Here is a 12,592-nt window from a genome sequence, read left to right as displayed (position 1 = left end):
GAATTGTGTTTCTCTATTGAGCTTATTATGATTTTCTATAATTGCTTGCCGCTTTCACAAATTTAACAAAAAGCGGATGCGGGTTCAGTACAGTACTTTTAAGTTCCGGGTGATACTGAGCTGCAACAAACCACGGGTGGTTCTGCAGTTCGATTACCTCTACTAGTCCTGTATCAGGATTTATGCCAGTTGCCATCATGCCTGCCTGTTCAAAGGCAGCTAAATACTTGTTATTGAACTCATAACGGTGGCGGTGGCGCTCCGAAATCTTAGACTTTCCATAAATAGAATAAGCCTTAGAACCCTTTTTTAGTTCACAAGTATAGGCACCTAATCGCATAGTTCCACCCTTCTGTGTAATTTGTTTTTGATCTTCCATCATATCTATCACAGGATGTTGTGTTTCTGCGTCCATCTCAGTAGAGGCAGCACCTTCAAGACCAAGTACATTCCGGGCAAACTCTACGGCAGCGCATTGCATCCCAAGGCAAATGCCCATAAAAGGAATATTATTCTCCCGTACAAAACGAATGGCCTCCAGTTTGCCTTTGAAACCGCGCTCACCAAAGCCTGGAGCAACGAGTACACCATCCATGTCTTTCAGCAGGCCGGCAACATTGTCATCTGTTATGTTCTCTGACTGGAACCATTTGATGTTTACTTTGCACTCGTTAGCGGAACCAGCATGCACAAAAGCCTCTACAATAGACTTATAAGCATCAGGAAGCTCCACATATTTACCAACGAGGGCAATATTTACTTCTGAAGTTGGATTTTTCAACCTGCCCAGGAATTCTTTCCAGCTATCAAGATTTGGGTCAGCTCTATGCGGCAGCTTCAACTTACTTATCACCCGCTCATCCAGCTTTTCCTTGCGCATCAGGAGGGGCACATCGTAAATGGTGTCCGCATCTAGCGACTCTATAACTGAGTTTATCTTAACGTTACAGAACAGTGCGATTTTCTTGCGTAAATCAGACGGAATAGGGTATTCTGAGCGGCAAACCAGGATGTCTGGCTGTACCCCTGCCTCTGAAAGATCCCGCACAGAGTGTTGTGTCGGCTTTGTCTTCAATTCTCCGGCAGCTTTCAAGAATGGCACCAGCGTTAAATGAATCACGCATGACTCATGTACACCAAGTTCCCAACGCAGCTGACGAACTGCTTCAATGAAGGGAAGCGATTCAATATCACCCACACAGCCACCAATCTCCGTTATCACAATATCATACTCGCCACTTTCGCCCAAAAGCAGCATGCGGCGCTTTATTTCATCTGTAATGTGAGGTATTACCTGCACCGTTTTGCCCAAATAAGCCCCTTCACGTTCCTGCATGATCACATTATAATAAATGCGGCCAGTGGTAACATTATTTGCCTGGGAAGTTGGTACGTTCAGGAAACGCTCATAGTGCCCAAGGTCCAGGTCGGTTTCAGCGCCATCCTCTGTTACGTAGCATTCGCCATGCTCGTAAGGGTTCAGCGTTCCTGGGTCGATGTTAATGTAAGGGTCGAATTTTTGAATGGTTACAGAAAAACCTCTCGCCTGCAGCAACTTAGCAAGAGATGCGGATATAATGCCTTTTCCGAGGGAGGACGTTACGCCGCCTGTAACAAAGATGTATTTAGTAGCCATAAGTTTGGGTTAAGCTTATGGGCTACAAAGGTACGGTAATTATTTGATTTTCCTGAACAGAGATTCATTCTTAAGCCATGCCCTTAGGATAACTTTCTTAAAATTCAAGGTGAATCAGAGAAAGATTAAAAACAAAACCGCCTCAACCAAGATGGCTGAGGCGGTATAAATTTGTAATTTAAGTTTAAGCTTAGCTCTTCGGATTAAGAATATCATCTATGCGATATAGTGCATCCTGTAAATGGTACTTTGTCATGGTATCCTTTGCTTTAGGCAGGGCGGCCTTGATCTGGCTCTGCAGGGCAATCAGTTCACCACGAACTACAGGACGGATGTCAGACTGCGAAACATCTATTTGAGTACCGCCTCTGCTTGAACGGCTGGTAGCATTCGAGTTTTTCTCCTGATCTGTCATCAGGTAAGCCATACGCTCCAGGTAACCACGCTGCAGATTTCTGCGGTAGGTGTCTATGTTCTTGCCTGAGTTAACTTCAGCCCATATTCCGCCACGCAGGTCAGACATCATCTCCAATAAAGTATAAGCACCGGTACCCACAGTAGCCTGAGCCTCGATCATACGTGCCATACGGCCGGCATCCAGCACATTGTTCAGGATATTTACCTGTGCGTTACGTACACGCTCCACTGTACCCGCAGATTCGATCTTACGCAGGATATTGTCGTCCAGCATCCAGGTAGGAGTGGAGAAGCCTTGCTCATTAAGGAATTTAACAGCACGTTTCTGCTTCTCTTTCGGAACATAAGAGTATACATCACCTTTTTGATCATAGGTCTTGTAGTTCTCATATACCCCACCAATATTTGCCGTTACATGGCCCATATAGCGGTTCCACTGCCCCAGCACCTGGCTATACATTTCCTGCAGGTCATCGTAATCCTTGTTCTCTTCCTTCGTCCATTCGATAAGGTTTGGCATCAGGCGCTTCAGGTTGGCAATACCATATGTGCTTGCCAGCATAGCATCATCCCCTAAATCTTCTGTTTGAGAAGAAGGGTCAATTGGGTTTCCCTGCTGACGGCCAAAGCGGTACATCGGGTCATTTTCATGTGCCCTGATCCAGGCAGTTAATTTCTGATCGTTATCATGACCATTTTTTTCAGGGAAGTAAGTATAGCCCCATTTCACAGCATGCTTATCATACACACCAATTCCTGGCATAAGTGCTACACCTTTGTCTTCTGGCTGCGCCACATAATTAAAGCGGGCATAGTCCATAATAGAAGGAGCAGTACCCATTTCCTTCGTGAAATTCGGGTCACGAAGTTTTTCTACTGGATAAGCAGCACTAGAACCCATGTTATGGGGTAAACCTAAAGTGTGACCAACCTCATGGGCAGAAACGAAACGGATCAGTTCACCCATTACCTCGTCTTTAAACTGCACGCCACGTGCATCCGGGTTTACTGCAGCAGTCTGGATGAAGTACCAGTTGCGCAGCAGGTTCATTACGTTATGGTACCAGCCGATGTGGCTTTCCAGGATTTCTCCTGAACGTGGGTCATGTACGTTTGGTCCGTAAGCGTTTTGCGTCTCAGATGAGAAGTAGCGGATTACGGAGTAACGGGCATCTTCTGTGCTGAACTCGGGATCCTCCTCAAATGAAGGAGGGTCTTTGGCAACAATAGCGTTCTTGAAACCGGCAGCTTCGAAGGCCTTATTCCAGTCCTCAACACCTTGCTTCAGGTATGGGCGCCATTTCATAGGCGTAGCAGGGTCGATGTAGTAGACAATTTGCTTCTTAGGCTCTACCAGTTCACCACGAGCATAGGCAGCCTCATCTTTAGGCTCCAGTCTCCAGCGAACGATGTACTGGCGCTTGGCAGCACGCTGCTCGTCTGTACCAAAGTCCGTTTGCCTGATTGTGAAGAAACCTACACGCTGATCAAAGGTACGGGCTGGCATTGGTTTCTTTGGAAGCAGAAGCATAGAATGATTCAGCTCCAGAGTAATAGTACCTGTGCTTGAGTTTGCCGGTGCGTCTGTTGCCTCATAAGTCATCAGAGACCTTGCCTCCACATTTATCGGAAAACTTTTGATACCTTCGATAAATGTACGTTTGTCATCAAGCTTGCGAACTTTATACTGTTCACGCCTTCTCTTGTCAAGACCCAGAGATGTTACATCTTTAGAAAACAGATCTGTCACTTCTACAACCTGGGTGCCTGGGCCAAATGCTTTTATGTCAAAAGCCTGAATAACAGGGGCAAGATTCGAATTTTGAACGGAATGATAAATTTCCAGCGAGTCAGCGGCTACGTTCTCATAAGAGACAACACGCAGTAGTATGTTATTACCCTTTCTTTCCCAGCGCAGCACCTGCGTATTCAGCTCTTCGCCTCCGTAACCAATGTTAGTGGCTGTTTTGGCAATTCGGCTGACCATCAGCATGTCGCGGTTCAGCAGGGTGTCGGGTATTTCATAAAAGTACTTTTCATCGATCTTGTGAACCTTGAAAAGACCTTCGTCTGTAACAGTTTTCGAGGTGATAACCTCACTATAAGGTTTGGGTTTACCATCGTCTCGTTTAGGAGCGGGTGTAGGTGTTGCTGTTACCTCCTGTTTGTCTTTTTTCTTTTTCTTGCTCTTTTGGGCATGAGCCGAAGGTGCCATGGTAGCACCAGCAATCAACAATGCCACCAAAGGAGCAAAACGTAATTTTTTACTCATGATTTGATAATTGGGTGATTAGATAGGTTTAGTAGTAAGAATTGATATTTCCTTAAATATAAGAATGAATGTTATAGCATCAATAGCAGATGCAGGTTATGTTAAGACTTGATTAACCGTTAATGGTTTAATGAGGAGAAATAGAATATTATATTTTCTATGTAGTTTAATGGTTGCAAAGGGAATAGAAATAACGTTACAGTTCCAGCGTTAGCTGGTAACCTTCCTGCAGCCGGTCGTGCTGGTAAAGCAGGTTACTAACTGAAACGCCAAGGAGACGCACAGGGTGTTGAGGTAGGTGAGGGGTGCGCAGCAGGTCACGGGCAATAGTATAAATAGCATCAGCACTGCTAAACTCACTGAGGAAGGTTTTGCTGCGTGTATTTTGTGTGAAATCAAAGTATTTAATCTTGAGCGTAACAGTTTTGGCTGTTGTTTTTAAACGTTCCATGTCGTGTGCCACTTCCTGGCAAAGCCGGTCAATCTGCAACAGCATGTCGTGCTCTTCTACCAGGTCTATGTCAAACGTTCTCTCTGAGCCTATGGATTTTCGGGCCCGGTGTGGCTGTACTTCCCTATTGTCCTGTGCCCGGGCAATGCGGTAATAATAATGCCCTACTTTCCCAAAATTGCGCACCAGCTCTTCTTCAGATCTTTCCCGTAGATCAGCTCCGGTTAATATGCCCATACTTTGCATTTTGGCTGCTGTTACTTTTCCGATGCCATGAAACTTCTCTATGGCCAGCCCAGCCACCAGTTCTTCCGCTTTATCCGGTGTGACAAGCGTAAAGCCGTTCGGTTTGTTCAGATCGGAGGCGATTTTGGCCAGGAATTTATTGTAGGAAACACCAGCCGATGCTGTAAGTCCGGTTTCTTCAAAAATACGTTTTCGTATTTCCTGCGCGATGATGGTGGCAGAAGGCATGCCAATCTTGTTCTCCGTTACATCCAGGTACGCTTCATCCAGCGAAAGCGGCTCCACCAGATCGGTGTAGGAGTGGAATATCTCCCGGATCTGCCGGGACACAGCACTATAAACTTCGAAGCGGGCTTTCACGAAGATCAGGTTCGGACAACGCTGTGCAGCAATTTTAGAAGCCAGTGCAGAGTGTACGCCATACTTTCTGGCCTCGTAACTGGCGGCTGCTACCACACCTCTCGCTCTGGAACCTCCCACGGCCACAGGCTTTCCCCGCAGCTCGGGGTTATCGCGCTGTTCCACCGACGCAAAAAAAGCGTCCATGTCTACGTGGATGATCTTTCGTATGGTGGCTTTCAACTAAACAAAATTAAGCTGCAGCCGCAGTGAGTAGTTAAAGCAGCCACAAATCAGCTCAAAGATACATATCTCCTGGTTTATAAATGCTGCAGTTGAATTAACTATTTTTTGAAAATAGCTGCGCGTGAACCTGATCGAGCATTCTGATCTCTGGAGTGCCCACCATGCCTGCTCCTTTCATGGCCTCTTTTAAGTCTTCTGACTCTATGAAATCCTGCGCCTTGTGTTCGTTCTTAGCTTCAAACAGGATAACAACTTCATTATGGTTGTACCTGTTCTGCAGCAGGTATACCTCCCGCAGGTCTGCTTCATCGCGAGCGCTTTTATGGTTGTCATAAGCTGTTTTCCAATGATCAAAGTCGTTTACTTCGTGTCTGATTAATAAATATGTCATGTTGCGTTATTTTAGTTATTCTTTCTCTGATACAGTTGTTTGCCAGTGCTCTTCAGGCCATTGCAACTGGTTTAATGTTCTGGTTAATACGGAACAGGTTTGTAGGGTCATACTTTTGTTTTATCTCTGCCAAACGATCATAGTTTTCGCGATAGGTGGCGCGAATTCTTTCGTCTCCTTCATCCATCAGAAAGTTAATGTAGGCGCCGCCAGCTGAGTATGGGTGTATGGCTTCATGATAGGCCCGGACCCAATCTGTTATTTTCTCCTTGTTGGCAGGATCAGGGTCTACCCCGATAATGACCTGAGACCAGTTTGCCTCGCGGAAGCTCCATGCCGTGGCATCTTTTTTTACTTTATGAGCAGCCCCATCTATTGGATAGAGGTGCATTCCTGAGGTAGGAGTTGGTAGTTCCCTGGCATATTTAATATGCAGATCTATGGCTTCATCGGGAATCTCATTGATAAAATCAGCTTTGATATACCATTGCTCCCCTGGCGGATAAAGCGGATCAAACATACTCTGTAGCGCAGGGTGAGGAATAGGCCCCACCAGGTCGATGGCTGGTTTAGGAGTAAGATTTCGGATTGGATCAAACACTTTATCCGCTTTGTCAGGGTCACCTAAATAACACCAAAGAACACCGCCCATCTTCTGGTTGTGGTATTCCTCCGGAAAAGGCGCACCAGGTGGCACCTGCAGAAAGGCAAAGAAACCATACAAATCTTCTGGAGCAGCCAGTGCAAACTCACGGTACCACTGCATCACTGGTTTTATCTGATCCAGGGACCAAAGCATTGGTCCAGCGTAATCTATACTTACAGGGTGCAGCTTAAAAAGGAAGGACGTGACAACGCCAAAATTTCCACCACCACCCCGTACTGCCCAAAAAAGGTCTTCATGGCTTTTTTCATTAACTGTCACATAACTTCCATCAGCTAATACCATGTCAGCTTCCAGTAAATTATCGATGGAGAGACCGTGCTTACGGGTAAGGTAACCACTGCCGCCGCCTAGTGTTAAACCGCCAACACCCGTTGAAGCTATGACACCACCAGTAGTAGCCATGCCAAAAGCATGTGTGGCGTGGTCAACAGCACCCCAGGTACAACCGCCTTCTACCCGAACCGTTTTTTCATCCGGATCTACTCTGATCCCGTTCATAAGTGAAAGGTCTATCACCAATCCTCCTTCACTTGTGCCCATTCCTGGTACACTGTGACCTCCGCCACGTACAGCCAGTAAAAGCTTTTGATCCCGTGCAAAGTTAACTGCCTGCATCACATCCGCTACATCCACGCACCGGACTATGAATTGGGGCCTTTTATCGATCATGCCATTATAAACTTTGCGGGCTTCATCATATTCAGGGTCACCTAGTTGTATTAACTTGCCGCGTAGGTGTGTGCTAAATTCCTGTATTGCAGTGTTTTCTGTCATGGCTTCTTCCTTTTGATTAAAAGGCTGCACAAGCAGTAAAAGATAGGTGGCATGGGGTGAGGGATTTACAGAGAATGGCTGAAGTGCAACCGATAAGACATATACATACTAGGTTGTATACGAATACGATAGGCTAATAAAGCCCTTGTTCGGGAATAGTTGGTGGCCTTTCCTGAACAAAGGCTTAATGGATTACCTGTAAAGGTAAATGGCAATATAGGTACTAGGTTTTCTGAGTTTATGGAATAGAGGTATCTATAGAAAGTATAAGCCCCTGTATCATGTTCATTAAGCCTGTAGGATAAACCCCGACGTACACCAGCAGTATCGCCAGAATAGCAATGGTTGCACCGCTCACAAAGTAAGCAGAAGGATGAAGCAACTGGCGCTCACGGCCTGCATTCGTCTGCTGGAACATTACTGCCACTATCCTGAGGTAATAGTAAAGTCCTACCACACTGTTTAAGGCCAGCATAAGCACTAGCAGCCAAAGTTCTGTACGCACGCCCGCTGCCAGGAGATAAAATTTACCCACAAACCCTGCAGTGAGCGGAATACCGGCCAAGGATAAAAGCATGGCTGTGAAGGCAGCAGCCGTCCACGGTCTACGCCAGAGCAGGCCCCGGTAGTCATCCATTAGGTCTGCATCCCGCTCTTCATCCGAAAGTAAAGTAATGATGCCAAAAGCGCCAAGGCTCGTGATAAAGTAGGCAACCAGGTAAAAAGTGACGGCCTCCACGCCCAAAGCATTTCCGGCCAGAAATGCCACCAGCAGGTAGCCAAGATGTGCGATGGAGGAATAGGCTAAGATACGCTTCACATTGTTCTGCAGCAGGGCGAGAATGTTACCGGCGAACATGGAGGCAATGGCAATAACTGTAAAGATGATCACCAGTGATGGGTAACGGAACCCATCTGTTTGCATAAAGAAGCGGATAAGTACGGCCACCATACCTCCTTTTGAAACAGTCGCAATAAAAGCAGTAACAGGCGCTGGAGCTCCCTGGTATACGTCCGGCGTCCACATATGGAAAGGCACGATTCCTAGTTTAAAACCTATGCCCACAATCATCAAACCGAAGCCGGTCAGGAGTATAATTGGCATCTGGTGCAAACTGGAAACTGACAAGTAAAGACCGATTTCATAAAAGCCCATGGAGCCTGTTGCCGCATAAATCAGAGCCATTCCGAAGAGGAGAAAAGCAGAGGATACTGCAGCCAGGATAAGGTATTTGATACCCGCTTCGTCGGAGCGTTCGCGGGTGCGCATGTAAGCAATGAGGCCATACAGCGCTACACTTAGCACCTCTAATCCTAAGAAAAGTCCTGTAAAATGCTTGCTGATAACCAACACACAGGCACCTAACGTTGCCAGGATGTGCAGGATGTAGTATTCCTCCTTTCGTTCTTCCCGCTGCTCCAGGTATGCGTAAGAGAGCATAGTTACAATAAGAGAGGAGAGCAAGATAAGTCCAATGTAGAACAGGGCGAACCTGTCGATAACAAACATCGGACTGATATGATATATTTCAGTGTTTCTTAACTCAAACAGAGAGGCAAAGGCTGCTATAAGCGAGACCAGGGTAATAATGTAAATTAACTTATGATACCGCTGTACCGCGATCACCAGCATGATGATCAGAGACGCCGCCACCAATATAAGCAGGGGCATCAGGTGGAGAAAGTCATCTAAGATCATAAGCACCTCCTATGGTTTTTTGTGGAGCAATAGAGTCTGTTGCTAAAACCTGAAGCGTATTCTTCTGCTTCAAAGTTAAATTTCTTTTGGTATCAGGTACTTTGTATGCCTGCAGTTGTTCATCAATAGAGGGTTTGGCTGTATCAAGCACAGGTTGTGGGTAAAGTCCCAGCCATAGAAGCAGGAGCACCATGGGTACTGTAATGAGCATTTCTTTCCAGGTGAGGTCAGGGAGCAGTATGCCTGAGGGGTTCACACCATAGAATACTTTTTTCAGGATACGCAACGAATAAGCCGTTGCCATCACAAGGCCAATGGTCGCAAAAACAGTTAGCCAGTTATTGGCCTGCCAGCTGCCGAGTAGTGTCAGGAATTCTGCAATAAAGTTACCTAGACCGGGCAGCCCCAGCGAAGCCATGACAAACACCATAGCGATCACGCCCATTTTAGGGGCTGCAGCCCAATAGCCACCCATTTTTTCAATGTCGCGGGTATGGATGCGGTGGTAAAGGAAACCAGCCAGTATGAACAGGGCGCCAGTACTTAATCCGTGTGTGATCATCTGCATGACCACTCCCTGCAGAGCCAGTTCATTAAAGGCAAATACTCCCAGGATCACGAAGCCCATATGACTCACACTGGTGTAGGCTATCAGTCTTTTCAGATCGGTTTGTGAATAGGCTACTATTGCTCCATAAATAATACCGATCACACCTAACAGCATAGCCCAGGGCGCAAACTCCTGCGCAGCTTCCGGGAACAAAGGAAGTATGAACCGTAATAAACCATAGGCACCTGTCTTTAGCAACAGACCAGCCAATATCACACTACCTGCCGTAGGGGCCTGAGAGTGTGCGTCGGGGAGCCAGGAGTGAAAAGGAACTACAGGCAGTTTTACGAGGAAAGCTGCCAGGAAACCAAGCATGAGCCACATTCCGATAACAGGAGAGAAGGTGGTACCCAATAACTCGAAATAGTTAAAGGTGTAAACGCCTGTCTGGCTGCCGTGAATAAAATACAGACTGAGGATAGACAGCAGCATGAGAAGTCCGCTGGCCTGGGTGAAAATGAAAAATTTATAGGCTGCATAGGTTCTGTTCTCGTGGCCCCAGATGCCGATGAGAAAGTACATCGGGATCAGCATAACTTCCCAGAAGAAATAAAAAAGAAAGAGATCCATGGTAAGGAACACACCCGTGATACCCGCTAAGACCCATAGTAAGTTAAAGTGGAAGAAGCCTACTTTGCTGTATATCTCGTTCCAGGATACTAAAATAGCCAACACCCCAAGCAAAAAGGTTAGCAGCAGCATGAGCAGGCTTAACCCGTCCATGGCTAAATCAAAGCCAATACCCCACTGTGGAATCCATTCAACATTCAGTTGCGTGACCCAGGGAGTCGGGAGCCCGGCAGAGACAGTACTTGTTGCCCAGATGTAGAGAATGATACCAAAATCAGCAAGTGTGGCAATGAGGGCTATCCATCTGGACAGCGCATTGCTCCATCTACCTGCAATCCAGGCAAGCACGCCGCCAGCCATTAAAATCACGATCATCCAAAGTAAGATCATAGCAGCAGACTTAAGGTTATAATCAGGAAAGCGCCTACCAATACCCCCATCAAGTATGTGCGCAGCATACCGGTCTGTGTTCTGGAAAACAAGTGGTGCAGCCATTGTGTGAAGGAGGTAGTACCGGTGTAGATATAATCAATGGCATCGCTCTTGTTCGTCTTTGAGAAGTAAACATAAGGCCGAACGAATAAGGTATGATACAAAGCATCGAAGCCCCAGCCGGAATACCAGAAGCGATGCAGCGCCATAGCCGTTTTAGAGCGCTCCAGGTTGTGTGCCAGGTACGGCTTTTTCAGGTAATACAGGTAAGCAATGTAAATACCACTTAAAGCCACTATAGCAGCTATCAACTGAAACATCCACTCTATAGCAGCAAAACCTTCATCTACAAGAACAGCAGGAAGCACAGGCGCCAGGTAATCGGTGAACAGTGTCAGGTGTATGAAATTATGCGGTAGTTCGATAAAGCCTCCACCCAGGGAAAGTACAGCCAGTACAACTAAAGGCATTTTCATCCAAAAACCTGGCATGTGGCTGATTGTCGTTTTACTCTCGCCAAAGAAGGTGAGGAATACCATCCGGAACGTATAAACAGAGGTTACAAAGGCACCAAGCAGGGCTGCCAGGTAAAACCAAATGCTGCCGTTCTCCCCGGCCAATCCTATCCACAGAATCTGATCTTTACTGTAGAAGCCCGCCGTAATTAAGGGAACGGCAGCCAGCGACGCAGATCCGATAAGGAAGGTCCAGAACACTAGTGGCATTTTCTTGCGCAGGCCTCCCATCAGTGTCATGTCGTGTTCGTGGTGCAAGGCCATAATCACCGCTCCGGCCCCAAGGAACAGAAGTGCTTTAAAGAAAGCATGAATCATGAAATGAAACACTGCCGCAGACCAGGCGCCCACACCCAGAGCCAAAAACATGTAACCGATCTGGCTGATGGTGGAGTATGCTAACACCCGTTTCAGGTCATTTTGAGTAAGCGCCGTGAAGCCGGCAATGAGCAGCGTTGCTGCCCCTATAATGGCAACTACAGTTTGGGCAGCTGGTGCTAATTCGAAAAGAACATAGGTTCTGGAAATGAGGTAAACACCCGCTGTTACCATGGTAGCTGCATGTATGAGCGCACTAACCGGCGATGGCCCCGCCATGGCGTCCGGCAACCAGGTTTGCAGCGGTAACTGTGCTGACTTACCCACCGCACCACCAACTAAAAGTAAGGCTACCAGTACTGCAGCCTGTGAACCAACCGACCAAACCTGTGGAGCCTCTGTGAGAATTTCCCGGATGTTCAGTGTCCCGAAGTACTGGAACAGCAGGAAAAGACCAATGGCCATAGCTGTATCTCCCACCCGTGTGATAATAAAGGCTTTTCGGGCAGCGTAACCGTTGGCTGGTTCTTTATACCAGAAGCCAATCAGTAAAAAGGAACAAAGGCCTACACCTTCCCAGCCCAGGTACAAAAGCAGGAGGTTATCAGCCAGCACCAGTACCAGCATAGAACCCACAAATAAGTTCATGCTGGCAAAGAATCGGGAATAGTCGGGGTCATCTGCCATAAATTCGGCAGAGTACAGGTGTATCAGGAAACCAACAAACGTGATTACAAAAATAAAGACCAGCGAAAGGGCGTCCAGGTGGAATGCTATGCCGGGGTTAAACCCCGCAACCCCGAACCATTGCCATACCTGCTGATGGAAGAAAACCACATCAGCCCCTAAAAACTGGATGCCCAGCAGTATTGTTAAAACTGCTGCTATACCTACACTACCAGCGCCTATAACAGGTACCAGCGCTTTCGGAATTTTCAGGCCGAACAAGATCAGCAATAGCGCCCCCGTAAAGGGCAGAGCGGGAATTAACCAGATCAGATTTTCCATA

The 12,592-nt window shown here is 46.9% G+C and carries 8 protein-coding genes; all 8 read right to left on the bottom strand.

The features are described from left to right. Positions 1 to 25: 25 nt before the first annotated feature. On the bottom strand, positions 26 to 1,636 hold the full coding sequence (locus ACFSRY_RS00840) for a CTP synthase (RefSeq protein WP_377502407.1): 1,611 nt from the start codon (positions 1,634 to 1,636) through the stop codon (positions 26 to 28). Positions 1,637 to 1,826: 190 nt separating this feature from the next. Then, positions 1,827 to 4,325 carry a zinc-dependent metalloprotease gene (locus tag ACFSRY_RS00835; RefSeq protein WP_377502404.1) on the bottom strand — a complete coding sequence of 833 codons (2,499 nt, stop codon included), beginning with the start codon at positions 4,323 to 4,325 and terminating at the stop codon, positions 1,827 to 1,829. A gap of 196 nt (positions 4,326 to 4,521) precedes the next feature. Further along, positions 4,522 to 5,604, bottom strand: coding sequence for a DNA polymerase IV (gene dinB, locus ACFSRY_RS00830; protein WP_377502401.1), 1,083 nt, complete (start codon positions 5,602 to 5,604; stop codon positions 4,522 to 4,524). A gap of 97 nt (positions 5,605 to 5,701) precedes the next feature. Then, positions 5,702 to 5,998, bottom strand: coding sequence for a hypothetical protein (locus ACFSRY_RS00825; RefSeq protein WP_377502398.1), 297 nt, complete (start codon positions 5,996 to 5,998; stop codon positions 5,702 to 5,704). A gap of 52 nt (positions 5,999 to 6,050) precedes the next feature. Beyond that, complete coding sequence (locus ACFSRY_RS00820) at positions 6,051 to 7,439, bottom strand: FAD-binding oxidoreductase (protein ID WP_377502395.1); 1,389 nt, start codon at positions 7,437 to 7,439, stop codon at positions 6,051 to 6,053. A 238-nt stretch (positions 7,440 to 7,677) separates the two neighbouring features. After that, a complete protein-coding gene (locus ACFSRY_RS00815) occupies positions 7,678 to 9,138 on the bottom strand; it encodes an NADH-quinone oxidoreductase subunit N (protein WP_377502392.1) in 1,461 nt (486 codons plus the stop codon). Then, the gene (gene nuoM / locus ACFSRY_RS00810; RefSeq protein WP_377502389.1) at positions 9,125 to 10,708 is read right to left on the bottom strand and encodes an NADH-quinone oxidoreductase subunit M; all 1,584 of its coding nucleotides are present in this window, start codon (positions 10,706 to 10,708) and stop codon (positions 9,125 to 9,127) included. The genes ACFSRY_RS00815 and nuoM overlap by 14 nt, the downstream gene beginning before the upstream one ends. After that, positions 10,705 to 12,591 carry an NADH-quinone oxidoreductase subunit L gene (nuoL, locus tag ACFSRY_RS00805; RefSeq protein WP_377502386.1) on the bottom strand — a complete coding sequence of 629 codons (1,887 nt, stop codon included), beginning with the start codon at positions 12,589 to 12,591 and terminating at the stop codon, positions 10,705 to 10,707. Before nuoL ends, nuoM begins: the two co-directional genes overlap by 4 nt. Position 12,592: the final 1 nt, after the last annotated feature.

Origin of the sequence: Pontibacter locisalis, assembly GCF_042684605.1 — a bacterium.
GTDB classification, from domain to species: Bacteria; Bacteroidota; Bacteroidia; order Cytophagales; family Hymenobacteraceae; genus Pontibacter; species Pontibacter locisalis.
The sequence above is the reverse complement of the archived record's forward strand: the minus strand, read 5'-3'. Positions and strand labels throughout refer to the sequence as shown.